27 protein-coding genes are annotated in these 25,199 nt (G+C 73.9%); 17 read left to right on the forward strand and 10 right to left on the reverse strand.

The window, feature by feature from the left end; all coding sequences use genetic code 11:
* Window positions 1-75 precede the first annotated feature (75 nt).
* On the forward strand, window positions 76-1,530 hold the full coding sequence (locus F1D97_RS01980) for a lipase maturation factor family protein (RefSeq protein ID WP_236122067.1): 1,455 nt from the start codon (window positions 76-78) through the stop codon (window positions 1,528-1,530).
* A 256-nt stretch (window positions 1,531-1,786) separates the two neighbouring features.
* Window positions 1,787-2,047, forward strand: a complete 261-nt coding sequence (locus tag F1D97_RS01985; RefSeq protein WP_236122068.1) for a metal-sensitive transcriptional regulator — start codon at window positions 1,787-1,789, stop codon at window positions 2,045-2,047.
* A gap of 126 nt (window positions 2,048-2,173) precedes the next feature.
* On the opposite strand, the gene F1D97_RS01990 is transcribed toward F1D97_RS01985, so the two are convergent.
* On the reverse strand, window positions 2,174-2,593 hold the full coding sequence (locus F1D97_RS01990) for an NUDIX hydrolase (RefSeq protein WP_236122069.1): 420 nt from the start codon (window positions 2,591-2,593) through the stop codon (window positions 2,174-2,176).
* Between the two features lie 145 nt (window positions 2,594-2,738).
* On the opposite strand from F1D97_RS01990, the gene F1D97_RS01995 reads away from it, so the two are divergent.
* The 5 genes from F1D97_RS01995 to F1D97_RS02015 all read left to right on the forward strand — a co-directional run bounded on the left by F1D97_RS01995 (window position 2,739) and on the right by F1D97_RS02015 (window position 7,699).
* Complete coding sequence (locus F1D97_RS01995; protein WP_236122070.1) at window positions 2,739-3,125, forward strand: YciI family protein; 387 nt, start codon at window positions 2,739-2,741, stop codon at window positions 3,123-3,125.
* The gene (locus F1D97_RS02000; protein WP_236122071.1) at window positions 3,122-4,387 is read left to right on the forward strand and encodes an RNA polymerase sigma factor; all 1,266 of its coding nucleotides are present in this window, start codon (window positions 3,122-3,124) and stop codon (window positions 4,385-4,387) included. The genes F1D97_RS01995 and F1D97_RS02000 overlap by 4 nt, the downstream gene beginning before the upstream one ends.
* A gap of 286 nt (window positions 4,388-4,673) precedes the next feature.
* Complete coding sequence (locus tag F1D97_RS02005) at window positions 4,674-6,068, forward strand: endo-1,4-beta-xylanase (protein WP_236122072.1); 1,395 nt, start codon at window positions 4,674-4,676, stop codon at window positions 6,066-6,068.
* Between the two features lie 147 nt (window positions 6,069-6,215).
* Window positions 6,216-6,845 carry a DUF6318 family protein gene (locus F1D97_RS02010; protein ID WP_236122073.1) on the forward strand — a complete coding sequence of 210 codons (630 nt, stop codon included), beginning with the start codon at window positions 6,216-6,218 and terminating at the stop codon, window positions 6,843-6,845.
* Window positions 6,846-6,898: 53 nt separating this feature from the next.
* Window positions 6,899-7,699 (forward strand): PKD domain-containing protein, encoded by an 801-nt coding sequence (locus tag F1D97_RS02015; protein ID WP_236122074.1) that lies wholly within the window; start codon window positions 6,899-6,901, stop codon window positions 7,697-7,699.
* Between the two features lie 8 nt (window positions 7,700-7,707).
* Here the strand turns inward: F1D97_RS02015 and F1D97_RS02020 are convergent, their stop codons facing one another.
* The 4 genes from F1D97_RS02020 to F1D97_RS02035 form a co-directional block, all read right to left on the reverse strand.
* The gene (locus F1D97_RS02020; protein WP_236122075.1) at window positions 7,708-7,950 is read right to left on the reverse strand and encodes a hypothetical protein; all 243 of its coding nucleotides are present in this window, start codon (window positions 7,948-7,950) and stop codon (window positions 7,708-7,710) included.
* Window positions 7,947-9,842 (reverse strand): ferrous iron transporter B, encoded by a 1,896-nt coding sequence (gene feoB, locus F1D97_RS02025; protein ID WP_236122076.1) that lies wholly within the window; start codon window positions 9,840-9,842, stop codon window positions 7,947-7,949. Before feoB ends, F1D97_RS02020 begins: the two co-directional genes overlap by 4 nt.
* Window positions 9,839-10,102: a FeoA domain-containing protein gene (locus F1D97_RS02030; RefSeq protein ID WP_236122077.1), complete on the reverse strand. Its 264-nt coding sequence runs from the start codon at window positions 10,100-10,102 to the stop codon at window positions 9,839-9,841. Before F1D97_RS02030 ends, feoB begins: the two co-directional genes overlap by 4 nt.
* Window positions 10,103-10,197: 95 nt before the next feature.
* Entirely contained in the window at window positions 10,198-10,590 is a 393-nt protein-coding gene (locus tag F1D97_RS02035; RefSeq protein ID WP_236122078.1) for a cupin domain-containing protein, read from the reverse strand.
* 143 nt (window positions 10,591-10,733) lie between these two features.
* On the opposite strand from F1D97_RS02035, the gene F1D97_RS02040 reads away from it, so the two are divergent.
* Entirely contained in the window at window positions 10,734-11,558 is an 825-nt protein-coding gene (locus tag F1D97_RS02040; RefSeq protein ID WP_236122079.1) for a tryptophan-rich sensory protein, read from the forward strand.
* A 115-nt stretch (window positions 11,559-11,673) separates the two neighbouring features.
* Here the strand turns inward: F1D97_RS02040 and F1D97_RS02045 are convergent, their stop codons facing one another.
* Window positions 11,674-12,486 (reverse strand): UbiA family prenyltransferase, encoded by an 813-nt coding sequence (locus F1D97_RS02045; protein ID WP_236122080.1) that lies wholly within the window; start codon window positions 12,484-12,486, stop codon window positions 11,674-11,676.
* 83 nt (window positions 12,487-12,569) lie between these two features.
* On the opposite strand from F1D97_RS02045, the gene F1D97_RS02050 reads away from it, so the two are divergent.
* From F1D97_RS02050 to F1D97_RS02065, 4 genes are all read left to right on the forward strand, one after another.
* Window positions 12,570-13,691 carry a type III polyketide synthase gene (locus tag F1D97_RS02050; RefSeq protein ID WP_236122081.1) on the forward strand — a complete coding sequence of 374 codons (1,122 nt, stop codon included), beginning with the start codon at window positions 12,570-12,572 and terminating at the stop codon, window positions 13,689-13,691.
* Complete coding sequence (locus F1D97_RS02055) at window positions 13,688-14,212, forward strand: isoprenylcysteine carboxyl methyltransferase family protein (protein WP_236122082.1); 525 nt, start codon at window positions 13,688-13,690, stop codon at window positions 14,210-14,212. The genes F1D97_RS02050 and F1D97_RS02055 overlap by 4 nt, the downstream gene beginning before the upstream one ends.
* Window positions 14,213-14,215: 3 nt before the next feature.
* Window positions 14,216-15,259 carry an NAD(P)/FAD-dependent oxidoreductase gene (locus F1D97_RS02060; RefSeq protein WP_236122083.1) on the forward strand — a complete coding sequence of 348 codons (1,044 nt, stop codon included), beginning with the start codon at window positions 14,216-14,218 and terminating at the stop codon, window positions 15,257-15,259.
* A gap of 63 nt (window positions 15,260-15,322) precedes the next feature.
* The gene (locus tag F1D97_RS02065; protein ID WP_236122084.1) at window positions 15,323-16,255 is read left to right on the forward strand and encodes a hypothetical protein; all 933 of its coding nucleotides are present in this window, start codon (window positions 15,323-15,325) and stop codon (window positions 16,253-16,255) included.
* Between the two features lie 5 nt (window positions 16,256-16,260).
* Here F1D97_RS02065 and F1D97_RS02070 read toward each other — a convergent pair whose 3' ends face one another.
* Window positions 16,261-17,031 carry an SDR family oxidoreductase gene (locus tag F1D97_RS02070; RefSeq protein WP_236122085.1) on the reverse strand — a complete coding sequence of 257 codons (771 nt, stop codon included), beginning with the start codon at window positions 17,029-17,031 and terminating at the stop codon, window positions 16,261-16,263.
* 239 nt (window positions 17,032-17,270) lie between these two features.
* Here F1D97_RS02070 and F1D97_RS02075 point away from each other — a divergent pair, with 239 nt between their 5' ends.
* The 5 genes from F1D97_RS02075 to F1D97_RS02095 all read left to right on the forward strand — a co-directional run bounded on the left by F1D97_RS02075 (window position 17,271) and on the right by F1D97_RS02095 (window position 21,467).
* Window positions 17,271-18,701, forward strand: coding sequence for a cellulase family glycosylhydrolase (locus F1D97_RS02075; RefSeq protein ID WP_236122086.1), 1,431 nt, complete (start codon window positions 17,271-17,273; stop codon window positions 18,699-18,701).
* 169 nt (window positions 18,702-18,870) lie between these two features.
* Complete coding sequence (locus tag F1D97_RS02080) at window positions 18,871-19,317, forward strand: SRPBCC family protein (RefSeq protein ID WP_236122087.1); 447 nt, start codon at window positions 18,871-18,873, stop codon at window positions 19,315-19,317.
* A gap of 112 nt (window positions 19,318-19,429) precedes the next feature.
* Window positions 19,430-20,212 (forward strand): hypothetical protein, encoded by a 783-nt coding sequence (locus F1D97_RS02085; protein WP_236122088.1) that lies wholly within the window; start codon window positions 19,430-19,432, stop codon window positions 20,210-20,212.
* 2 nt (window positions 20,213-20,214) lie between these two features.
* Window positions 20,215-20,586, forward strand: coding sequence for a VOC family protein (locus F1D97_RS02090; RefSeq protein ID WP_236122089.1), 372 nt, complete (start codon window positions 20,215-20,217; stop codon window positions 20,584-20,586).
* A 5-nt stretch (window positions 20,587-20,591) separates the two neighbouring features.
* The gene (locus F1D97_RS02095) at window positions 20,592-21,467 is read left to right on the forward strand and encodes a fructosamine kinase family protein (RefSeq protein ID WP_236122090.1); all 876 of its coding nucleotides are present in this window, start codon (window positions 20,592-20,594) and stop codon (window positions 21,465-21,467) included.
* A 32-nt stretch (window positions 21,468-21,499) separates the two neighbouring features.
* Here the strand turns inward: F1D97_RS02095 and F1D97_RS02100 are convergent, their stop codons facing one another.
* From F1D97_RS02100 to F1D97_RS02110, 3 genes are read right to left on the reverse strand one after another with little or no spacing between them, the layout of a single operon-like run.
* Window positions 21,500-23,140: an ABC transporter permease gene (locus tag F1D97_RS02100; RefSeq protein ID WP_236122091.1), complete on the reverse strand. Its 1,641-nt coding sequence runs from the start codon at window positions 23,138-23,140 to the stop codon at window positions 21,500-21,502.
* On the reverse strand, window positions 23,137-24,123 hold the full coding sequence (locus F1D97_RS02105) for an ABC transporter ATP-binding protein (RefSeq protein ID WP_236122092.1): 987 nt from the start codon (window positions 24,121-24,123) through the stop codon (window positions 23,137-23,139). The genes F1D97_RS02100 and F1D97_RS02105 overlap by 4 nt, the downstream gene beginning before the upstream one ends.
* Window positions 24,124-24,163: 40 nt before the next feature.
* Entirely contained in the window at window positions 24,164-25,198 is a 1,035-nt protein-coding gene (locus tag F1D97_RS02110) for an ABC transporter permease (protein ID WP_236122093.1), read from the reverse strand.
* Window position 25,199: the final 1 nt, after the last annotated feature.

Genomic DNA, 25,199 nt, shown 5'->3' on the forward strand with positions numbered 1-25,199 from the left:
TCGGTGGCACGGGGCGCACGGGCGTGGTGCGCTGGCGGTGAGGCACGAGCGGCGGACGGAGCGGAGAGGTCGGGCATGGGCTGGGTGGACGTGCCGTGGTTCGCGGCCGAGCAGTACACGGTCGGCCGTGCGGTCGCGCAGCACGGCGTCGCGGCGGTGTACGCGGTCGCGTTCGTCGCGGTCCTGCACCAGTTCCGCCCGCTGCTCGGCGAGCACGGCCTGCTGCCGGTGCCGGCGTTCGTCGCGCGCGTGTCCTGGCGGCGCGCACCGAGCCTGTTCCACTGGCGTTACTCGGACCGGCTGCTCGTCGTCGTCGGGTGGACGGGTCTGCTCGTCGCGCTCACGCTCGTCGTCGGCCTGCCGCAACGCGTCGCACCCTGGGTGCCGCTGCTGGCGTTCGCGGTGCTGTGGGTGCTGTACCTGTCGGTCGTCAACGTGGGGCAGGTGTTCTACGGGTTCGGGTGGGAGTCGCTGCTGCTCGAGGCCGGGTTCCTGGTGGCGTTCCTGGGGTCCGACGAGGTCGCGCCGCCGCTGCCGGTCCTCGCGCTGCTGTGGTGGCTGGTGTTCCGGCTCGAGCTCGGCGCGGGGCTCATCAAGTGGCGCGGGGACCCGGTGTGGCGGGACCTGACCGCGCTGTACTACCACCACGAGACGCAGCCGATGCCCGGGCCGCTCAGCCGCCTGTTCCACCTGCTGCCGCGCCCGCTGCACCGGGTCGAGGTCGCGGCGAACCACGTCGCGCAGCTCGTCGTGCCGTTCTTCCTGCTGGTACCCGGCCGGGTCGCGAGCGTCGCGGCGTGCGTGGTCGTCGTGACGCAGCTGTGGCTGGTGCTGTCGGGGAACTTCGCGTGGCTGAACTGGCTGACGATCGTGCTGGCGTGCGCCGCGGTCGACGACCGCACGTGGTCGTGGCTGCTGGGCGTGCGGATCGAGCCCGCGACCTCGTCGGCGCCGGGCTGGTTCGTCGTCGTGGCGCTCGTCGTGACGGCGCTGTGCGTGGTGCTCAGCCGGCACCCGGCGCGGAACCTGGTGTCGAAGCACCAGGTGATGAACGCGTCGTACAACGTGTTCCACCTGGTCAACACGTACGGCGCGTTCGGCAGCATCACGCGGCGGCGCACCGAGGTGGTGGTGGAGGGCACGTCCGACGACGAGCCCTCGCGCGCGACGTGGCGCGAGTACGAGTTCCACGGGAAGCCGGGCGACGTGCGGCGGCTGCCGCGTCAGTTCGCGCCGTACCACCTGCGGCTCGACTGGGGCATGTGGTTCCTGGGGCTCGGCTCGTCGGCGCAGCTGCGCTGGTTCGTGCCGTTCCTGCGGCGGCTGCTCGAGGCGGATCCCGCGACGCTGCGACTGCTGCGCGTCGACCCGTTCGACGGTGAGCGGCCGCGGTGGGTGCGGGCGCACCTGTACGGGTACCGGTACGCGCGGCCCGCGGAGCGGCGGGCGACCGGGCAGCGGTGGGTGCGCGAGGACCAGGGGCTGCTGGTCGACGCGCTCGACCTGGACGCGGTGCGCCACCTGCGGTGACGCCGCGCTCCGCGCGCGTGATACCCCAGGGGGTATGATGGTCTCGTCCCCCGACACCACCGCAGGAGAACCCCATGTGCTACGCCGTCCGCTGCCCCCGCTGTCAGAAGGTCACCTGGGACGGGTGCGGCGAGCACGCCGCCGAGGTCATGGCGGGCGTCGCGGCCGACGACCGCTGCACCTGCCCCCGCTGACCCACCCCGCACCACCCCGCACCGCTGAGCCCCCCGCGCCGACCGTTCCACCCGGAGGAACCATGCAGCTCGAGCCCGACGAGATGACCAAGGTCGCCAACCGCCTCAAGCGCGCGCAGGGGCAGCTCGCGGGCGTGGTGCGCATGCTCGACGAGGGCCGCGACTGCGCCGACGTCGTCACCCAGCTCTCCGCGGTGTCCCGCGCGCTCGACCGCGCGGGCTTCGCGATCATCGCCTCCGGCATGCGCCAGTGCCTCACCTCGGACGAGGACTCGGCCCCGGACGTCGAGAAGCTGGAGAAGCTCTTCCTCTCCCTGGCCTGACCGGGGCGGCCCCGGCCCGGCGAGTCTGTCGCGCGTTCGTCGTGAGGTCGCGGGTTGCTCGGTCGGTCGCGCAGTCATCTGCGCGACTCATCCAGGAACTCGCTACTCACCTCGGGATGCGCGACCTCAGTGGGTCAGAGGGTCCGTCGGTAGGCCCGCCAGGCGGAGGGCCGTCGCGACGAAGGGGACGCAGGGGACGTCCGCCAGGTCGTCGAGCGGGAACCAGGCGGCGCGGTCCGTCGAGCCGTCGACCTCGTCGCGCAGCGCACCGCCCGTGACGTGCGCGCGGTACACGACCCGCAGCGCGTGCCACCGCTCGCCGCCCGGCAGGCCGGGCACGACCTCGGAGTCGACGCCGAGCAGCTCGTCGAGCTCGACGTCGTAGCCGGTCTCCTCGCGCAGCTCCCGGACCGCCGCGTCCCGCGGGTCCTCACCCGGGTCGATGCCGCCGCCGGGCATCGTCCACCGCCGGCGCGTCGCCCAGTGCGCGAGCAGGACCCGCCCCTCGTCGACGACGACCGCGTACGCCCCCACCCGCTGCTGCACGCACGCCACGCTAGCCGCGCCGTCGTGGACGGGTCGCGAAGATTCTGCCGTCGGGTGTCGAATTCCGTCAGGCCCGTTCGTCGGGTGGGTGAGAGACGGTCAACCGGACCGCCTCGTCGACACCCGCACACCGAGGAGACCCGAGATGCCCAAGTACCTGATGTCCGTGTTCGGCCCGGCCGAGCGCACGCCCTACGGGAGCTACGAGACCAAGGAGGCGATGCTCGAGGCGTTCGCCGACACCGGCGCGTTCAACGACAAGCTCGTCGCCGAGGGCTACTTCGTCTACGCGGACGGCCTCGCCGAGGCGTCGACGGCCACGGTCGTCGACGGTCAGGGTGAGCAGCCCGTCTTCACCGACGGCCCGTACCTCGAGTCGAAGGAGCACCTGGGCGGGTTCTGGATCATCGAGGCGCCCGACCTCGACGTCGCGCTGCGCCTGGCCGCCGAGGGGTCGAAGGCGTGCCGCGGCAAGGTCGAGGTCCGCCCGTTCCAGACCGAGGAGTCGGTCAGGGAGATGCTCGGGCAGTGACGCCGGACGTCGAGGAGGCGATCACCCGGGCCCACCGCGACGAGTGGGCGCGGGTGGTCGCCACCCTCGCACGCAGGTTCCGCGACCTGGACGTCGCGGAGGACGCGGCCGCCGAGGCGTTCGCGACGGCGGTCGAGCGCTGGCCCCGCGACGGGGTCCCGACGACGCCCGGCGCCTGGCTCACGACGACCGCGACGCGCAAGGCGCTGGACCGCGTGCGGCGCGAGTCGCACCGCGACGGCAAGCACGAGGAGGCGCGGCTGTTGTTCGACGACGAGCCCGCACCGCGCGGCGCGGTGGACGACGACCGGCTGCGGCTGGTGTTCACCTGCTGCCACCCGGCGCTGTCGCCCGAGGCGCGCGTCGCGCTCACGCTGCGGATGGTCGGCGGGCTGACGGTCCCGCAGATCGCGCGGGCGTTCCTGGTGCAGGAGACGACGATGGGCCAGCGCATCTCGCGCGCCAAGGGGAAGATCAAGGCCGCGGGCATCCCCTACCGGGTCCCGACGAGCGAGGACGTGCCGGCCCGGCTCGACGGCGTGCTGACCGTGCTGTTCCTGGTCTTCAACGAGGGCTACCTGGCCTCGGGCCCGGACACCGACCCCGTGCGCCACGACCTGACGACCGAGGCGATCCGGCTGGCCCGCCTGGTGCGGGACCTGCTGCCCCGCGGCGGCCCGGGCTGGGGCGAGGCGACCGGCCTCCTGGCGCTCATGCTGCTGACGCAGGCGCGCGCGGCGGCGCGGGTGTCCGCGACGGGCGAGCTCGTGACGCTCGAGGAGCAGGACCGCGGCGCGTGGGACCGCGCGCTCGTCGCGGAGGGGCACGACCTGGTCCGCCAGACGCTCGCCGCGGTCGCCGCAGGAGGTCCGCCGCCGGGGCGCTTCCAGCTCCTCGCGGCGGTCAACGCGGTGCACACGCACGCACGCGACGCACGGGACACGGACTGGTCGCAGGTCGTCGCGCTGTACGACCGGCTCGTGCGCGTGGACCCGTCGCCCGTCGTCGCGCTCAACCGCGCGGTCGCGGTCGCGGAGGTCGACGGCCCGGACGTCGCGCTCGCGATCGTCGACCGGCTGCCGCTCGACGGGTACCACGCGTTCCACGCGACGCGCGCCGAGCTGCTGCGTCGGCTGGGGCGCAGCGCGCAGGCGCGCGAGGAGTACGGACGAGCGATCGAGCTGGCGGGCAACACCGCGGAGGTCGCGCACCTCACGCGGCGCCGCGACCAGCTCGTCCCGGACCCGCTCCCGGGCTCCTGATCGCGAGCGGGCGACACTATCGGGCGAGCCCGGACCCTTGTGCGGCTCGTCGGCGCAGGACGTCCGCCGGCCCTCGTCGTGCCGCCCGCGGCACCCGACGCTGACCTCCCGCGACGCCCGCACGATGCCCTCTCGAAGCGCTTCGATATCGGAAAGCAGCGCGAAACGGGCAAACGTTTAGGTTCGTTGACGGTCGGAATGCCGCGGCGGAGAGTGACCCTCGCCGACCGGCTCACCGTGGATCCGGGCCACGGCCGACCTAGGAGAGACGATGACCCCCTCATCCATGTCCAGACGCGCGCGCTTCGCGGCCGCGCTCGCAGTCGTCACGCTCGGGGCGACCATCGCTGCGACGATCCCCGCCCAGGCCGCGGGAAGCACGCTGAAGGATGCCGCAGCGCAGAGCGGCCGGTACTTCGGCACCGCGATCGCCGGCTTCAAGCTGAGCGACTCGACGTACTCGTCCATCGCGAACCGTGAGTTCAACATGATCACGGCCGAGAACGAGATGAAGATGGACGCGACGGAGCCGTCGCAGAACAACTTCAACTTCTCCAGCGGCGACCAGATCCTCAACTGGGCCGTCCAGAACGGCAAGCGCGTGCGCGGCCACGCCCTGGCCTGGCACTCGCAGCAGCCCAGCTGGATGCAGGGCATGTCCGGCAGCGCGCTGCGCAGCGCCATGCTCAACCACGTCACCAAGGTCGCCGAGCACTACAAGGGCAAGGTCTATGCCTGGGACGTCGTGAACGAGGCGTTCGACGACAGCAACGGCGGGCGCCGCGACTCCAACCTGCAGCGCACCGGCAACGACTGGATCGAGGCCGCGTTCAAGGCCGCCCGCGCCGCCGACCCGAACGCCAAGCTCTGCTACAACGACTACAACACCGACAACTGGACCTGGGCCAAGACGCAGGGCGTCTACAACATGGTCAAGGACTTCAAGGCCCGTGGCGTGCCGATCGACTGCGTCGGCTTCCAGTCGCACTTCAACGCGCAGAGCGCCTACAACAGCAACTACCGCACCACGCTGTCGAGCTTCGCGGCGCTGGGTGTCGAGGTCCAGATCACCGAGCTCGACATCGAGGGCTCCGGCTCGCAGCAGGCGGACACGTACCGTCGCGTCGTCGAGGACTGCCTCGCCGTCAAGGCCTGCACCGGCATCACGGTGTGGGGCGTTCGTGACTCCGACTCGTGGCGCTCCTACGGCACGCCGCTGCTGTTCGACAACAACGGCGGCAAGAAGGCCGCGTACACCTCGGTCCTCAACGCGCTGAACGCCGCGGACCCGACGGACCCGACGACCGACCCCACGCAGGACCCGACGGACGACCCGACCCAGGACCCGACGGACGACCCGACGGACGACCCGACGGACCCGGAGACGACGAACCCGCCGGACCCGACCGGTAAGTGCTCCGCGGCGCTCACGATCGTGAACTCCTGGCCGGGCGGCTACCAGGCCACGGTGACGGTCAAGGCCGGCTCCTCGTCGATCAACGGCTGGCGGGTCACCCTGCCCAGCAGTGTGAACACGAACAACCTGTGGAACGGCGTCCTGTCCGGTGGCGTGGTGACCAACGCCCCGTACAACGGCTCGGTCGGTGCCGGCCAGTCGACGACCTTCGGGTTCGTCGGCAACGGCAGCGCCCCGGGCGCAGGCAACCTGACCTGCGCCTGAGCCGCTGACTCCCGGCTTGCAGCCGGACCCACGACGGCGTCGCACCCTCGCGGTGCGGCGCCGTCGTCGTGCTGCCGCACGCCCCCTGTCCACAGATGCCGGCCGGGCACCCCACCGAGATGTCCGCTTCGAGTAGTTTCGGGGCTCATGAGACCGCAGGGGGCCCTCACCGCACTCGTGCTCGCGACGCTGCTGCTCGGTGCGTGCACCGAGCAGGCCGGCGCGACGAAGCCGACCGCCACGACGCACGCCGCCACCAGCGCGGCCCCGACGCCCACACCGGCGCCGTCGCCGCCGGCACCGTCGCCGACGCCCTCCGAGCTCCCGGACGTCTCGATCGCCCCCGAGCCGCCGGCGGCCCTGAAGGGCCCCGCCAACGCCGACAACGCAGAGGTCGTCGCGCAGTACTTCCTGTCGCTGTTCCCCTACGTCTTCGCGACGGGCGACATCACGGCTTGGGACGAGCTCAGCGGCGAGGACTGTGGCTACTGCGATGACATCACTGAGCTCGCGGCCGCGGACCAGGCGAAGGGCCATCACGAGGTAGGCGGCCACCTCGAGTTCACGTTCGCGAGTGCCCTGGACTTCGAGGACGGCACCTTCTACGCAACGGTCGCCTTCGACGAGCACCCGTCCCGGACCGTCGATGGCAAGGGCGACGTGGTCGAGGACTTCCCAGGAATCAAGGTCACCCAGGCCGAGGTAAGCCTCGAGTGGCGTGACGGCCGGTGGCTCATCCAGGGCGTTGACCCGACGCTCGTGGAGAAGAAGTTGTGAGATGGCGGCTGCTGAGCGTCGCTCTCGCTGCGTGCGCGGCGACCCTGGTGCTCATGCCACCAGCCGGTGCCAAGGAGTTCGTCGTCGCAGGCGACGGCGATGAGGCGTTCTGGCTGGGCGCGTTCAAGGCGAACCGCCAGTACGAGGCCTGGCTCCGTTCGGCGTCGAAGGATCCCGACCGTGCGATCGAGTTCAAGCGGAAGTCCGTGTGCGTCGAGGACACCGACGAGGAGCCGGGCATCGACCAGCCGTGCTACCTGCCGCCGGGCGCCCGGATCGAGCCGCCCCCGTGCGAGGACGGCCCCGCGCTCGAGCCACTCTGGCGACGGGTGCTGCGGGAGCGCACGGAAGAGCAGGACGTCTGGACCCGGTGGGAGCTGGTCTTCGGATGGATGTGCCCCGAGCACCGGTTCCCTCCCCTGACGCGACAAGAGTTCCAGCTGCTCCCGATCGTCGCCCCCGAGGTCAACGTGCAGCCCTCCGCCGACGTCCTCGTCAACAAGCGCACGATCCTGTTCACCGACGGCGCACCGCAGCGGTTCCGTACGACCGTGTTCGGAACCTGGGGTATCGATGTCGTCGCGACGCCGGTCGAGTACCGGTGGACGTTCGGTGACGGCGAGTCGCTGGTGACGGCGACGCCCGGGGCGCCCTACCCATCCTTCGAGGTGACCCACACGTTCTCGGAGCCCATCGGGGCGACAGCCGTCGGTCTGACCGTCACGTGGAAGGGGCAGTTCCGTGTCGACGCGGACCCGTTGCACAAGTGGCGTGAGGTGACCGGGACCGCACGTACCGAGTCGGTCAGCGCGCCGTTCGACGTGATCGAGCTGAGGTCGCACCTGACCGGCTGACGAGCCGGTCAGTGGCGGGAGGTGGCCAGGGGGCAGCCCGCGCACGCTGGTGAGGGGCGGCACGACGAGCACGCGTCGTCGGTGGTGCGCGGGGCGGGCCGCTCGGTGCGCGCGGCGGTCGCGTCGCCGCGGGCGACCAGGCGCGTGAGTGCGGCGTCGACGAGCCCGCGGTCGAGGTGCAGGTCCCGGGCGATGGCACCGGGCGTCGCGCCCGCACGCGCGGCGGTCAGCACGTCGTCGAGGACGCTCATCCGAGCGCCTTCCCGACGGTGAACACGAGCACCGCCCCGACCCACGCGACCACGAGCCCGACGCCCAGCCCGAACCCGGTCCACCGCGCCCCGAGGAGCCGCCGCTGCTCGGCGAGTGTCGCCAGGCACGGGCTGTACGCGAGCACGAACCACATGAACGCGGCGGCCGCGGCGGCGGCGTGCCCGCCGGACGAGGCGTCGAAGGTCGCGCGCAGCCGCTCGCCGAGCACACCGGACGCGGCGGGGTCGTCGGGCTCCGCGACGGACGCGGTCTGCGCGAACGACCCGACGACGACCTCCTTGGCGACGAACCCGGTCGCGAGCGCCGCGGTCGCCTCCCACGAGCCGAAACCGGTGGGCCCGAACACGGGCGCGACGGCGTGCGCGGCGCGCCCGTACAGCGAGTCCGCGACGGGAACGGACGCGAACGCGTGCCCGCCGGTCACCGGCACGGCGAGCAGCAGCCACACCGCGGTGAGGGTCACGACGATGATCGAGCCGGCCTTGCGCACGAACGCCCGCACCCGCACCCAGCTGGACACGGCGATGGCCCGCAGCCCGGGGCGCTGGTAGGCGGGCAGGACGAGGACGAGCGGCTCGCGCACCAGGTCGCGGAACACGGTGCGTCGCATCGCCGCGCCGCCGAGCACCACGAGCAGCACCGACGCGAGGTACATGACGAAGATCGCGGTGCCCGCGTGGCCGGGAAAGAACACCGACGCGAGCAGCACGTACACCGTCAGGCGCGCGGTGCAGGACGTGAACGGCACGAGCAGCCCGACGAGCAGACGCTGACGCGCGTGCGGCAGCGTCCGGGTCGCGGCGAGGGCCGGCAGGTTGCAGCCGAAGCCGACGACGAGCGGCAGCACCGCCCGGCCGTCCAGCCCGAGGGCCCGCATCGCACGGTCGGCGACGAACGCGGCGCGCGCGAGGTAGCCGCAGTCCTCGAGCAGCGCGACCGCGACGAACATGAGCGCCATGAGCGGGACGAACGACAGCACCGTCCCGACGCCCGCGAGCGCACCGTCGACGACGAGCCCCTGCAGCCACTCGACGGGCAGGCGGCTGCGCACCGCGTCGGCGACCGCTCCGTTGACGAACGCGTCGACGCCGTCGACGAGCGGTGCCGCGACCGTCGTCGTGAGCTGGAACAGCGCCCACATCACGCCGAGGAACACGGGGATGCCGAGCCGCGGGTCGAGCAGGACCCGGTCGAGGCGGTCCGACCACGTGCGCACGGGCCGCGCGGGCGCGGGCACGCCGGACAGCACGTCCGCGACCCAGTCGTAGAGCGCGTCCTCGTCGGGGACGTCGAGCGTGATCGTCGGGCGCGTGCCCACCGCGGTGGTGACGACGCGCGCCAGCTCGCCGGCACCGCCGCCCGTGCGCGGGTCGACCTCGATCACCGGGACCCCCAGCCGGGCACGCAGGTGGTCCGCCGCACGCCCGAGCCCTCGCGCCCGCGCGACGTCACCCATCGTCAGCGCCACGACCACCGGAACGCCCCGCCCGTCCGGCCCGGCGCTGCGCGCCACCTGCCCGGCCAGCAGCAGCGACCGCGCGAGCGCGCTCGCGTCCGCGACGAGCACGACGAGGTCCGCGGCCCCGCCGTCGAGCTCGTCGGCCACGACCTGCTCGTCGGGCGACGCGGCCTCCAGCGCGTAGGTCCCCGGAAGGTCGACGAGCCGCACGTCCACGTCCCCGACGCGCCAGCGGCCCTCCTGCAGCTCGACCGTCGTGCCGGGCGCGTTGACCACGCGTTGCCGTGCGCCGGTGAGCGCGTTGAACAAGGTCGACTTGCCGACGTTCGGGTTGCCGACGAGGACCACGCGCGGCGCGTCGAGCACGCCCGCCGCGACGGACGGGGCCGGCCCCTCGTCGTGGCAGCTCACGCGCGGGCCGCCCGCTCCATCGCGTGCCCGACGGCCTCGAGGACCGGCTCGACCCGCACGCGGCGGCACGTCCCGGCGTCCAGCGCGAGCCGGTCGGCACCCACGCCGACGACCCGCCCCCCGAACCCGCCGCGGTGCGTCACGTGCAGCACCGCGCCGACGGCCAGCCCGAACGTGCGGAAGCGTCGTCGAGCGGGCTCGTCGAGGTCGACGTCGACGACCCGGACCGTCGACCCGGGGTCGCACGCGGCCAGGTCCATGCCGTCGACGCTAGTGATCAGGCAAGCCTCACCTCATGGGACCTCGGTCCCACGTGTCGCGTCGCCCACGTGGACGGGGCGGTTCTGGGTCGACCTCAGTCCGTCGGGGGTTCGTCCTGGCCGGACTCCTCGGCGGCGTCCGCCTCTTCCTTGGTGGCGTGCACGGCGCCCTCGGCGTGCTCGGGCGGGCCGTAGACCGTGTAGAGGATCAGCGGGTTCGGGCCGGTGTTGACGAAGTTGTGCGTGCGACCCGCCGGGACGACGACGAGGTCGCCCTGAGTCACCGTGCGCTCCTTGCCGGACACGATCGCCTTCCCCGTCCCGGAGACGAAGGTGAGGATCTGGTCGATGTCCTCGTGGACCTCCTCGCCGATCTCTCCGCCCGGCGGGATGGTCATGACGACGAGCTGCGTGTGCTCGCCCGTCCACAGCACGCGCCGGAAGTCCGGGCTCTGCTCGGCGACGGTGGCGATCGTCCAGTGGTCCACGTGTCCTCCGTGTCGGGGTCTGGCGGTGGGTCGGTGCAGGTCATCCTGCAGCCGCCCGGCCGTGCGCGCTCGTCGAGAGCCCGACGACGAGGCCGCGCGCACTCGAGATGCCGACGCGACGGTCTCCGGAGAAGGTGGGGCCCATGCAGACGACGACCGCAGAAGCAGTGGGCTCCACGACGTCGCGCGACCGGGTCCGTCAGGTGACGGTGCTGGTCGGGGCGGTCGTGGCGATCGTCGCCGCGACCATCGGGTCCGGCGCGTTCGGTGGTGAGCCGATCGCCGAGGCCGCCGACGGCGCGCTGTCGGCGACGGCCACACCGGTGGCCCCCGACAGCCCGGCGTTCTCCATCTGGTCCGTGATCTACACGGGCCTGGCGGTGTTCGCGGTGGTGCAGGCGCTTCCGCGGCTGGGCGCGGACCGGCGCCTGCGGGCCGTCGCGTGGTGGGTGCTCGCGACCATGCTGCTCAACGCGCTGTGGATCGGGGTCGTGCAGGCCGGGTCCGTGGCGGCGAGCGTCGTCGTGATCGTCGCGCTGCTCGTCGTGCTGGCGGTGGTGTACGTGCGGCTCGTGCGGCTGGACCACACGTCGCGCCTGGCGTCCGTGGTCACCGACCTGACGATGGGCCTGTACACGGGCTGGGTGTCGGTGGCGACGCTGGCGAACACCGCGGCGTTCCTGGCCGACGAGGAGGTCGGCGAGCTCGGGCTCGGCGCGACCACGTGGTCCGTGGTGCTGGTGTCGCTCGCCGCGCTGCTGGCCGCCGCGTACGGGATCTACGGGCGGCGCCGGCCGACGCTCGTCGTGCCGATCGGGCTGGCCATGGCGTGGGGCCTGATGTGGATCGGGCTGGGCCGCACCAACGGCGAGCTGGTCGACGAGACCGTGGCGACAGCGGCGTTCGCCGCCGCGACGGTCGCGTTCCTCGCGCCGGTCATCGCGACCCTCTCCGCCCGCCACCGCTGACCGACCCAGCCCCGCGCTGGTCGTGGATCTCCCGTGAAGTCGTGCGTTTCTCGCGAAGTCGTGCAGACGAACCCACGATCTGGCGAGAGACGTACGACTTCACGGGCGGGGGCGGTCAGGCTGTGGTGAGCAGGTACGTGACCGTGACTGCCGCGACGGCGATCGCCGCCAGGAACGGGTAGCGGCGGCCCGGGCGGCGGGCGGCCGTCCAGGCTGCGGTCGCGGCGAGGACGGCGGCGACGACGAGCGCGGCGATCCCCGGCGCCGTCGCACCACCCGGCGTGCCGAGCACGACGAACGCCGTGGCGGCGAGCAGCAGCACCACCGCGCCGGTCGTCGTGCGGCGGCGGCCGAGCCGGTGCGGCAGCCCGACGACCCCCGTCGCGGCGTCGTCCTCCAGGTCCGGCAGCACGTTCGCCAGGTGCGCCCCGACCCCCAGCAACGCCGCGGCGACACCCGTGACCAGCGGCGCCAGGCGCGGCGGGTCGAGCGCGAGCGTCGCGACCGACGGCAGCAGCCCGAACGAGAACGCGTACGGCAGCCAGGACCACGCCGTGGCCTTGAGCCGCGCGTTGTACGCCCACGCGGACGCGACGGTCAGCAGGTGCACCGCCGCGGCGGCCGCCCCGAGCAGCGCGGACAGCACCACGCACACGCCCAGCGCGACGAGCGCGGCGGCGCGGACCGTCGAGACGGACAGGGCTCCGGTGGCGACGGGCTTGTCGGCGCGTCCGACGGCCCGGTCCCGCGCGGCGTCGATCCAGTCGTTCGACCAGCCGATCGACAGCTGCCCGGCCAGCACCGCCGCGGCGACGAGCCCCGCGGGCGCCCCCACGGCCCACGCGTACGCCCCGGCGAACGCGGTCACGGCGACCGCCGGCGCCGCGTGCGCGGCGCGCACCAGCGCGACCACCCTCCGCGCGACCATGCCCCACACCCTGGCACCCCACCCCTCGCCCCGCGACCCCCGCTGGGCGGGCGGGGGGTGAGGGTTGGTGGCACGATCCGGACATGTCCCGGATCGTGGCGGTCGCACCCGTGCTGCCCGACCACGTCTACCCGCAGACGCAGATCGCCGACGAACTCGCGGACATCCTGACGAGCGACGACGCGCACCGCGCGGTGCTGCGGCGCCTGCACGCCTCGTCGGGCATCGACACCCGGCACCTCGTCGCGCCGCTCGAGCGCTACCGCGCGTTCACGGGCTTCGACGAGACGAACGCGCTCGCGCTCGCGAGCGGCCTGGACCTCGCGGAGCGCGCGGCCCGCGCGGCCCTCGCGACGGCGGGTCTGGAGCCGGCGGACGTCGACCACCTCATGCTCACCACGGTCACCGCGGTCGGTGCGCCGTCGATCGACGCGATGCTCGTCGACCGCCTCGGCCTGCGGCCGGACGTCACGCGGCTGCCGAGCTTCGGGCTGGGCTGCGCGGGCGGCGCCGCGGGGCTGGCGCGCGTGCACGACCACCTGGAGGCGCACCCGGGCCAGGTCGCCCTGCTCGTGTCGGTCGAGCTGTGCTCGCTGACGTTGCAGCGCGACGACGACTCGACCGCGAACCTCGTCGCGAGCGGGCTGTTCGGCGACGGCGGCGCGGCGGTCGTCATGGCGGGCCGCGAGCGCGACGCACCACGCGGCTCGTCGGACGAGGTGCGCCGCACCTGGGCGGGGGCGCCGCTCGTCGTCGGGGCGCGCAGCGTGCTGTACCCCGGCTCGGCCGACGCGCTCGGCTGGCAGGTGGGGGCGTCCGGGCTGCGGATCGTGCTGTCCGGCGGGCTGCCGGACGTGGTGCGCGAGCACGTGGCCGACGACGTGAAGGCGCTGCTCACGGCGCAGGGCGCGGTCCCCGACGACGTGCGCGCCTGGCTCGTGCACCCCGGCGGGCCCAAGATCCTCGAGGCCGTGCAGGACGCTCTGGACCTGCCGCACGAGGCGCTGGCACGCTCGTGGGCGAACCTCGCGCGGGCGGGGAACCTGTCGTCCGCGTCGGTGCTGCACGTGCTCGCCGACGGCATCGCGGACGGCGCACCGCCCGGTGCGCTCGGTGTGGCCGCGGCCTTCGGCCCGGGTGTGGGGGTCGAGCTGGTCGCGCTGCGCTGGCCGTCCGACGAGGTCGACGTCGAAGGAGCCGCATGAGTCTCGCGCTGTACACGGTGCTCGTCCTGGCGACGGGCGTGGAACGGATCGCCGAGCTCGTGGTGTCCTCGCGGCACGCGCGCTGGTCGTTCGAGCGCGGCGGGCGCGAGAGCGGGCGAGGGCACTTCCCCGCGATGGTCGCGCTGCACACCGGTCTGCTGGTCGCGTGCATCGCCGAGGCGTGGCTCGCCGACCGGCCGTTCCTGCCGTGGCTGGGCTGGCCGATGCTCGTCGTCGTGCTCGCGTCGCAGGGGCTGCGGTGGTGGTGCATCGCGACGCTCGGCCCGCAGTGGAACACGCGCGTGATCGTCGTCCCCGGCCTCGGGCTGGTGGACCGCGGCCCGTACCGGTACCTCAGCCACCCGAACTACGTCGCGGTGGTCGCGGAGGGCATCGCGCTGCCGCTCGTGCACACCTCCTGGGTCACGGCGGTCGCGTTCACGGTGCTCAACGCGGTGCTGCTCCTGGGCTTCCGCATCCCCGCCGAGGAGCGCGCGCTCGCCGACGCCCGGCAGGTCTGAGCGGTGCCCGCGGGCGACCTCGACGCGGACGTGCTCGTCGTCGGCGGCGGTCCCGTCGGGCTGGCGGCGGCGATCGAGGCGCGGCTCGCGGGGCTGTCGGTGCTGGTGCTCGAGCCGCGTTCCGGGCCGGTCGACAAGGCGTGCGGCGAGGGGCTCATGCCCGGCGCGCTCGCCGCGGTGCACCGCCTGGGCGTGGACCCCGACGGGCACGAGCTGACGGGCATCGCGTACGTGGACGCGACGCGGCGCGTCGAGCACCGGTTCACGCGGGGGACGGGCCGCGGCGTGCGGCGGACCGTCCTGCACCGGGCGCTGGCCCGGCGCGCGGCCGAGCTGGGTGCGCAGGTCGTCGTCGGACGCGCGTCCGACCTGCGGCAGGACGCGCACGGCGTGGTGATCGACGACCTGCGGGCGGGCCACGTGCTCGCGTGCGACGGGCTGCACTCGACGGTCCGGCGCCTCGTGGGCCTGGAGGTCCCGGTCCGACGAGCGCGCGCGGACGAGCGCCGGCGGTTCGGGCTGCGCCGGCACTACCGGGTGCGGCCGTGGGGCGACCTGGTCGAGGTGCACTGGGCGCCGCACGCGGAGGCGTACGTGACGCCCGTGGGCCCGGACCTCGTCGGGGTCGCGGTGCTCGGCCCGGTGCGCACCGACCTCGACGCGACGCTCGACGCGCTCCCCGCGCTCGCGCGGCACCTCGCGGGCGCCCAGCCCGACGGGCCGGTACGCGGCGCCGGTCCCCTGCTCCAGCGCACCACCGCGCGCACGGCGGGCCGCGTGCTGCTCGTCGGCGACGCGTCCGGCTACGTCGACGCGCTCACCGGCGAGGGCCTGCGCGTCGGGCTGGCTCAAGCGGCCGCCGCGGTCGCGCACCTCGACGACCCCGCGGGCTACGAGCGTGCGTGGGCGCGCGCGACGCGCGACTACCGCGTCCTCACCACGGGCCTCGTCGCCGCCGCAACCTCGCCGGCCCGCCGCACGATCGTCCCCGCCGCGGCACGCCTGCCCCGCGTGTACGGCGCGATCGTCGACCGCCTGGCCCGCTGAGCAGCCCCGTCGTATCTCCGGGCCGCCGGCCGGCTCCTCGTCGGCGTCGACGAGGAGGGCGCGATGACGAGGTGGGGAGTCACCTGGCGCGACCCGCTGCTGATCACGGCGGCCGCGACGCTGTACGTGGCGCTGCGTGCGTACGACCCGGTCGAGGGCGCGCTGACCACGCGGTGGTTCTCGGTCTGGGCGGGGATGCTGCTGATCAGCGCACTCGTCTGGGTCGCCGTGCTGCGCGAGGGTCTCAGGAGGCTCCGGCTGCGGCCACGGCGGCCCGGCGCTCCGCGGCACGGCGTGCGCTACGTCGCGATCGCGCTGCCGGCGACCGCCTTCGTGATGGCGGCGTCCCAGGAGGCGCGGTTCGTCACCCACGGCTCGTACGTCCCCTCCGTCCTCGTCGTCGGTCTCCTCGCGCTGGGGTGGTGCACGGCCGCGCCATGGACGCTGCTGGTCTGGCGGACGCGGGACGACGAGGCCGAGCTCGCGCGGTCCATCGCCGCGGTCGGCGCGCCGCGGTGGGACACGACCACGTCCGCGCTCACCGTGGACGTGGCGGCCGTCCACGCGGCGGCCGCGACGCTGCGCCGCGCCTGGGAGGCGATCGAGGCGTCGGCGCTCGCGCTCGCGGTCCTGCTCTCGAGCGCCGTCCTGAACACGGCGATGCTGCGGCTCGGCGCGATCGCGTCGGGGGCGACGACCGCGACGGATTCCCCGACGGTGTTCGTCCTCGCGTACGGCGCCTTCTTCGCGCTCGTCGCAGCCGTGCTGATCGGGCCCGTGGCCCTGCACTGGCGCAGCCAGGCGCTCGCGCTCGTGGACGCGACGCTGGGGGAACCGCCCACGGGTGTCCCCACGGCGGAGTTCGTCGACACCCGGGACCGCTTCCTCACCCACCTCGGCCTGCGTGCCGGTGTGCTGCGGACGCCCGTCGCGGCGCTCAGCGTGCTCGCGCCCCTCGGCACCGCGTTCCTGGCCGCGCTCGTGCCGACGGGCTGAGCCGACTACACGACCAGGGACTGGCCGCCGTCGACGAAGATCTCGGTACCCGTGACGTGGCTCGCCGCGTCCGACGCGAGGAACGCGATCGCGTCGGCGACCTGCGCGGCCGCGCCGGGCTCGGTCCCGGTCAGCGGGATCTCGCCGTGCGGGTACTCGACCTTCAGGCCCAGGTGGTCGGTGTGGCGGACCTCGGTGTTGTCGTCGATCTCGGTGTCGATCGCGCCGGGACACACGACGTTGACGCGCACGCCGCGCGGTGCGAGCTCGACCGCGACCATGCGCGCGAACGCGACCTGGCCGGCCTTGCTCGTGGCGTACGCGGACGCGCCCGAGTTGGAGAACGTGCGGGTGCCGTTGATCGAGGAGACGACGACGATCGCGCCGCCCTGGCGCAGCAGCAGCGGGACCGTGTGGTGCACGGTGAGGAACGTGCCGGTGAGGTTGGTCGCGATCGTCGTCGACCACTCGTCGGGCGTGAGCTCCTCCACGGGCGCCCACACGCCGTTGACGCCCGCGTTCGCGACGACCACGTCGAGGCGGCCGAGCTCGTCGTCGACACGCGCGACGACGCCCCGGACCGCCTCCGGGTCCGCGACGTCCGCCGCCAGCGGCAGCGCGGTGCCGCCGACGGACCGGATCTCGTCCGCGACCTCGTCGGCGCTGTCCTGGCTGTGCCCCAGGGGGACGACCGTCAGGCCGTCGCGCGCGAGCCGCAGCGCGGTCGCCCGACCGATGCCCGACCCCGCGCCCGTCACGAGCGCCACCTTCGTCATCCCGTCGCTCCCCTCGTCGTCCCGTCGCCGTCGACCCGGACGTCCCGACGCTAACCGTGCCCGCGCTGAGGTGCCCGCCGACGGCGGTCCGTGCACCCGTCCGGCGGCACGCGCCCACCCAAATCGATTCGACGGTCCCGCCCCCGGACCCCCGACCCCCCGGGCGGCCCACACTCGCGGAGCGACGAGTGTCGTGCCCGGCACGGGCCACGGCACGTCCTTCAACGACGAGGAGATCGATGTCCGCGCGTCTCAAGTCAGCTGCTCTTCTGGTCTCGTCCCTGCTCGCGACGGCGGGCATCGGGGCGATGACCGCGTCCTCGGCCCAGGCGGCCGTCGGGTGCAAGGTCGACTACGCCGTCACCAGCGAGTGGGGTGGCGGGTTCGGTGCCAGCGTGACGGTCACCAACCTCGGTGACCGCCTCGACTCGTGGACCGTGGGCTGGACGTACGCGTCCGGCCAGCAGGTCACGCAGGCGTGGAACGCCACCGTCACGCAGTCCGGCGGTGCCGTCACGGCCCGCAACGCGAGCTACAACGGCACGCTCGCCACGGGTGCGTCGACGAGCTTCGGCTTCAACGGCTCGTGGTCCGGGTCCAACCCCAAGCCCACGGCGTTCACCGTCAACGGCGTGACGTGCACGGGCGGGACGACCACCCCGACTCCCACCCCCACCCCGACGCCGACCCCCACTCCCACTCCCACGACGACGACCCCGCCGCCGCCCACGGGCACCACGCCCGTGGCGATCAACGGCCAGCTGCGCGTCTGCGGCGTCAACCTGTGCAACCAGTACGGCAAGCCGATCCAGCTGCGCGGCGTCAGCACGCACGGCCTGCAGTGGTTCCCCGGCTGCTACAACACCAGCTCCCTCAACACGCTCGCGAACGACTGGAAGGCCGACGTCTTCCGCATCGCGATGTACGTCAACGAGGACGGCTACGTCACCAACCCGTCGGGCTTCACGTCGCAGGTGAACAGCCTGGTCGACGCCGCGGAGCAGCGCGGGATGTACGCGATCGTCGACTTCCACACGCTCACGCCCGGTGACCCGAACGTGAACCTGGACAACGCGAAGACGTTCTTCCGCAGCGTCGCGGCGCGCAACGCGTCCAAGACCAACGTGATCTACGAGATCGCGAACGAGCCGAACGGTGTCTCCTGGCAGGGCATTCGCAGCTACGCGAGCCAGGTCATCCCGATCATCCGCGCCGCCGACCCCGACGCGGTGATCCTCGTCGGCACGCGCGCCTGGTCGTCGCTGGGCATCTCCGAGGGTTCGAGCTCCGCGGAGATCGTCGCCAACCCGGTGCCGTTCGACAACATCATGTACACGTTCCACTTCTACGCGGCGTCCCACCAGGACAACTACCGCAACGAGGTGCGCAACGCGGCCGGCAAGCTCCCGCTGTTCGTGAGCGAGTGGGGCACGACGAGCGCGACGGGCGGCGGCACGGTCGACATCGCGAGCTCCACGGCGTGGCTCGACCTGCTCGACTCGCTGAAGATCAGCCACGTGAACTGGACGTACTCCGACGCGGGCGAGTCCAGCGCGGCGTTCCAGTCCGGCACGTGCTCGGGCTCCGACTACGGCACCTCGCGGTTGTCGCAGTCCGGCCAGTTCGTGCGCAGCCGGGTCATGACGGCGGACAGCTTCCCGACGAGCTGACGCAGGGGCTTCCGGGGGCGCCGGGCGGGCTGACCTGCGGGTCGGCCCGCCCGTCGTCGGCACCCCTGCGGGTGGCCCTGCGCCGGTGGCCGCCGCTCGCCGCGCGGGATCGGCGAAGGCGACCTAGCGTGGCCGGGTCCCCCTGTGTGACCCACGGAAGGAGCACGCCATGCCCACGATCGACGAGTCCATCGAGGTCGACGTCCCGATCAGCACCGCGTACAACCAGTGGACGCAGTTCGAGGACTTCCCGGCGTTCATGGGAGGTGTCGAGCAGGTCCGCCAGCTCGACGACACCCTCACCCACTGGCGTACGTCCATCGGCGGCGTCGAGCGCGAGTTCGACGCGCAGATCGTCGAGCAGACGCCCGACACGCGCGTCGCGTGGCAGAGCATCGACGGCACGACGCACGTCGGCCAGGTGACGTTCGAGCCGATCAGCGCCACGCAGACCCGCGTCCACGTGCAGACGGCGTGGGAGCCGGAGACGCTCGTCGAGAAGGCGGGTGCCGCGATCGGCGCCGACGACCGCCAGGTGAAGGCCGATCTCAAGCGCTTCAAGGAGTTCATCGAGTCGCGCGGCGTCGAGACGGGCGCCTGGCGCGGCGAGGTCTGACGCGCGTCGCGACGACGAGCGACGTCCTGGGGCGGTCCGGCACGTCCGGGCCGCCCCTCGTCGTGCGTGTCGGGGCGAACCGGTAGGTTCCGCCCGACGACGAGGAGGACCGATGACGTCTGCGATCACCGAGCCCGTGGCGGGCCTGACGCTCTTCCCCCGGCCCGAGGACGTGTTCGTCCTCGACCAGGCGGACCTGGCCCGGTACATCCACCCGCTGGTGACGGTGGACCTGAGCCTCGTCGACCCGTCGTGGGCCGGGCAGGTGCACCTGGTCAGCCCGGTCGAGCCGTACGAGGGGCTCGTCGGCGAGGACGACGAGCACTGGACGGACCTGGTGCGCGAGAACGTCATCGCGTTCCGCGTCGAGGGCGACGGCCGCTACCGCTTCCTGGCGGACACCGCGTACTTCCGGCTCGCGGCGCTCGAGGCCGACCCGGCCGTGACAGGGTTCCCGGATCGCGGCGCACCGTCGCGTGACGAGCTGCGCGAGTACCACCGGGCGCGCACGAGGCACGAGGAGCTGACCGAGCTGCGCGCGCACTACGACGAGCAGCGCGCGACGTACGAGCAGGCCCGCGCACACTTCGCGGAGCACGGGGCGCTGTGCATGGTGCCGCTGCGCGAGCCGCACGAGCACTACCCGGTGCCGGTGCTGGACCAGCTCGGCGGCGAGGCCCCGGAAGGGAACTGGGTCGTCCCGGACGGGATCACCGTCGAGGAGCACGAGACCGAGGACGGGACGGTCGCGTGGCCCGTCGACCCGCAGGGGCGCCGGTTCCACCACGTCGCGTCCGTCGCCGGCTACCACTACCGGCGCTCGGGCGCGGACTCGGTGCTCCTGTTCTTCGAGCCCGAGTCCCGTACCGCCCTGCTCACCTTCGACTGGACGTGACCATGACCTCTCGCATCTCCGAGCTCGTGGTCGACTGCGTCGACCCGCGGCTGCTCGCGGACTTCTGGTGCCAGGTGCTCGACTACGTCGTGCTCGACGAGGAGGACGGGGCGATCGAGATCGGGCCGGCGTCCGGGTTCGGCGGCCTGCAGCCGACGATCATCCTCAGCCCGTCGTCCGACGAGCGGACCGGCAAGCTGCGTCTGCACATCGACGTCAACCCGGTGGACCGCGACCAGGACGCCGAGCTGGAGCGCCTGCTCGCGCTGGGGGCGCGCCGGGCGGACATCGGCCAGACCGGCCAGGAGTCGTGGCACGTGCTGCTCGACCCGGAGGGCAACGAGTTCTGCCTCCTGCGCCGACGGCTCTCGTGACGGCCGTGGACACCGCCCTCCTGCTCGGTCGGCTGCACGCCGCTGGTCTGGCGGACGTGGTCGAGGTGGTGCCCGCCGAGGGCGGGCAGGCCGCACTGGCGGGTCTCGCGCGCCGCGGCGACGGCACCACGGTGTTCGTCAAGGCGTTCGACGTGGCGCCCGCCGACGACGTGCTCGCCGCCGAGGCCGAGGGCCTGGACGCGCTGCGCACGCTCGGCGGTGCCACCACCCCGCAGGTGCTGCACGTGAGCCCGGACCTGCTGGTGCTGGAGGCCCTGCACCCGCGGCCGGCGGACCCGGCGTTCTGGGAGCGGCTCGCGCACGTCCTCGCGCACCAGCACACGAGCACGCGGCACGCGCGTTTCGGCTGGCACCGTGACGGGTGGCTCGGCCGCCGCCGCCAGGTCAACACGTGGGAGGACGACGGCTTCACGTTCTTCGCGCGGCACCGGCTGCTGCGCTGGCTCGACGAGCCACGCGTGGCGGCCGCGCTCGACGCCGCGGACCGGGCTGCGCTGCACCGGCTCTGCGACCGCCTGCCCGAGCTGCTGCCCGACGCGCCGGCCTGCCTGGTGCACGGCGACCTCTGGGCGCAGAACGTCCTGGCGACCGCCGCGGGCGAGCCCGCGCTCATCGACCCCGCAGTGTCCTACACGTGGGCGGAGATCGACCTGGCGCACGTGTGGACCACGGCCCCGCCCCCGGAGGCCGCCGTGTTCTTCGACCGCTACGCCGAGCTCACGGGCCTCGACGCGGGCTGGCGCGAGCGCATGCCGATCCTCCAGCTGCGCCAGCACCTCGCGGTGGTCGCCCAGTTCGACCCCGACTGGGGCGCGGCGCAGACGATCCGCGCGACCCTCGCCCCGTTCCGGACGCGCTGACCGGTTCCACCGCGAACGGCCCCGCCCGCGGGTCAGCGCGCGACGTCGCGGCGGCGGAAGCCCGCGAAGCCGACGGCGACGAGGGCCCCGGCCACCAGCGCGAGCCAGCCGAGGCCGGTCCAGTCCGGGTCACCGCCCGTGACGGCGGGCACGTGCCAGAACGGGCTGATGCCGAGCGCCCAGTCGTCGAGCCGGAGCGTCGGGCCGAGCATCGTGAGCAGGAACGACACGAGCACCCCGGCCCACGCGGCGAGGCTCGCGGCGGGCCGCGCCCCGACGAGCGCGACCGCGAGCGCGACCACGGTCCACACCGCGGGCACGGTCGCGGCGGCCTGCAGCAGCACGTCACCGGTGGTCACGCCGATGTCCGCGCCCCCCGCGAGCAGCGAGACGACCGTCCCCGCGAGCAGCACGAGCCCGGCCACCAGCAGCAGCGCGAGGGCCACGTGGCTCCCGTAGTACCGGGGACGCGCGACGGCCCCGGCGAGCACGGGCTCGACGCGGTCCTCCTGCTCCTCCGCGCGGACCCTGAGCAGCACCTGCACACCCGGGACGCACGCGATGATCCCGACGAGGCTGAGCACGGTCCGCACGAACGCGCCCGTGAGCTCGTCGGGGCTCGCCGCGCCCGCCGCGAGGATCTGCTGCACCGCGGGCTCACCCGCGAGCAGGTCCCGGATCGACGTCGTGAAGTACCCGAACACCACGCCCAGCACGACGAACGCGATCCCCCAGGTGATCACCGGCCGACGGTTCACGCGCACCGCGAGCCGCCACGGGGAGCGGACGCTCCCGCGCGCGGGGCCGGGCCGCTGCGCGACGATGCCCTGCCCGAAGTCGCGGCGGGACTGCAGCGCGAACGCCACGCCCACCGCCACCGCCGTGAACGCGACCGCCAGGAGCAGCGGCGCCCAGTGGTCGCCCGTCGCCGGGCGTGTCGCGAGCGGCCAGCCGAGCGGGTTGACCCACGTGGTCCACGCGGGCGCGTCGAGCGACGTGCTCAGCCCGCGCAGCAGGAACAGCGTGCCGAGCGTGCCCACCGCGAGCGAGCTCGCGGTGCGCGCGTCCGAGCCGACCTGCGCGCTCACCGCCGCGACGCCCGCGAACATCCAGCCCGTCGCGGTGTACGTGGCGCCGAGCAGCAGGGACGGACCCCAGTCGCCACCGCACGCGCCCGTGGCGACACCGGCGACGAGCCCGGCGGCGAGCGACCCGACGAGCGCGAGCGCGACACCCGCGAGCAGGCGCGCACCCCGGCCCAGCACCCCGGACGCGAGCAGCTCCGCCTGGCCGGAGTCCTCCTGCGCGCGCGAGGCCCGCACCACCGCGCTGATCGCCCCGAGCGCCACGAGGAAGCCGCCGAGCGCGAGCGTGCGCCAGGAGTTGAAGCCCTCGGGCGTCGACAGGTCGTACGCCGGGCCGAAGATCAGCCCGAGCGCGGGGTTGGCGCCCACGGTCGCCGCGAACGCGTGCCGCGACTCGGGGTCCGGGAAGACCCGCGGGTAGGCGGTCACGGACGACACCGACAGCAGCGTCGCGACCACGACCCACGGCGCGAACATGCGGCCGTCGTGGCGGATCGTGGCGTGCAGCAGGGGCCGGCTCCCGACGAGGCTTCCCGCACGGGCGGCGGTCGGGGCGGTCCCGGTCGTCGCTGCGGCCACGGGGGTCACGGCGTCGTCCGCGGGCGCTCGTCGGCGTCCGGCGCGTGCTCGTCGGACGCGGCTCCGTCAGGCGCGTGGGCGTCGGGCGCGTGCTCGTCGGACGCGTGCTCGTCGTCGCCGTACAGCCGCAGGAACAGGCTCTCCAGGGACGGCGGCGCGACGGTCAGCGAGGTGAGGCCCAGCGGCGTGAGCGCGGCCATCGCCTCCCCGACGCGCGTCGACTCGACGGTCGCGGTGAGCCGGTCACCGTCGACGCGCACGTCCCCCAGCCCGGCCAGGTCGCGGCGCTCGGGGACGCGCTCGAGGGTCGCGTGGATCGTCGTGCGCGTCTGCCCGCGCAGGTCCGCGAGCGTGCCGGACCGCACCACGCGGCCCTCGCGGATGATGCTGATGCGGTCCGCGAGCGCCTCCGCCTCGGCGAGGATGTGGCTGGACAGCAGCACGGTCGCACCGCGCTGCGTCGCCTCGCCGACCGCCTCCTGGAACACGTTCTCCATGAGCGGGTCGAGGCCGCTGGTCGGCTCGTCGAGGACCAGCAGCTCGGCGTCCGACGCGAGCGCCGCGACGATCGCGACCTTCTGCCGGTTGCCCTTGGAGTACTGCCGACCGCGCTTGGTCGGGTCGAGCTCGAACCGCTCGACGAGCTCGGTGCGGCGCCGCTCGTCGAGCCCGCCGCGCAGCGACCCGAGCAGGTCGATCGCCTCCCCACCCGTCATGCCGGGCCACAGCGACACGTCCCCGGGGACGTACGCGAGGCGGCGGTGCAGCGCGACGACGTCCGCCCACGGGTCGCCGCCGAGCAGGCGGACCGTGCCCGAGTCCGCGCGCAGCAGGCCGAGGAGCACGCGGATGGTGGTGGACTTCCCGGCGCCGTTGGGCCCGAGGAAGCCGTGCACCTCGCCGCGCTCGACGTGCAGGTCGAGCCCGCGCAGCGCGGGGAACTTCCCGAAGGACTTGGTCAGGCCCTGGATGTCGACGACCGCGTCAGCCATGGGAGCTCCTCTCGCGGGTCCTGGGTCCAGTGAACTCTCGTCACGCGTGCGCGGCGTGCGGTTCCGTGGGCGTGCCCGCGGGGTCCGCGTCCGGGCCGGTGTGCGCCGGGACGGCAGGGGACGACGAGCGTCGCGCGGCCGCCGCCGCGAGCAGCAGGGCGACCCCCGCGAGCGCCCAGCCCGTCAGGACGAGCAGCGGGCGGGCCGTGGCGGCGTCGGGGAAGTAGGACAGCGTGCGCACGAGCGTCGCGGACGCCCCGGGCGGGAAGAGCTGGCCGACCGTCCCCCACGCGCCGGGCAGGTACTGCGTGGGCGCGCCGGCCGACGCGATGGGGTTGGCGAACAGCATGAACACCACGGGCCCGAGCGCGATCCCGGCGCGTCCGGCCAGCGCTGCGGCGCCGACGATCGCTGCGGCCATCGACGTGAACGTCAGCGCGTACGCCCCGGCGTTGGCGAGGTAGTCGCCCTGCAGCACGCCGAGCCACGGCTGGAGCACGGCCGCGACGGCCAGCCCGCCGACGACCGCGTACACGCCGAGCGCGACGAGCCGCCGTGCGGTGCCGCGCACGGCGAGGGAGATGACGATGCCGCCGATCAGCCCGCCGAACATGAGCGGGAACCCGGCCGCGGCCAGGCCGGTGCCGTTGGGGTCGGACGCGGCGAGCGGGACGACGTCGGTCACGACGACCGCGGCGCCGGCCTGCGCGCCGAGCTGCGGTGCGACCGCCCGCAGCACCTGCGCGACCGCGGGGCTCGCGGCGGACGCGACGAGGACCTCGGGCTCGGGCCCGAGCACGAGCGCGCCGTACGCCTCGCGCTGCTGGATCTGCGCGACCGCGGCGTCCCGGTCGGCGACGGGCGACAGGTCGAGGCGGCCCTGCGCGGCCTCCTCGACCGCGGGGATCATCTGCTCCGCGGCGGGTCCGGCGACGACGACGGGGATGTCCTGCACGGTCGAGGTGACCGTGGGCCACAGGAACGCGAGGACCACGACGCACACCGCGACGCACGCCCCGAGCGCGACGGCGATGGTGCGCCGCCACTCGTCGCGCCCACTGCTCGTCGTGCTCATG

The sequence above is a fragment of the Cellulomonas palmilytica genome (genome assembly GCF_021590045.1).
Lineage (GTDB): Bacteria > Actinomycetota > Actinomycetes > Actinomycetales > Cellulomonadaceae > Cellulomonas > Cellulomonas palmilytica.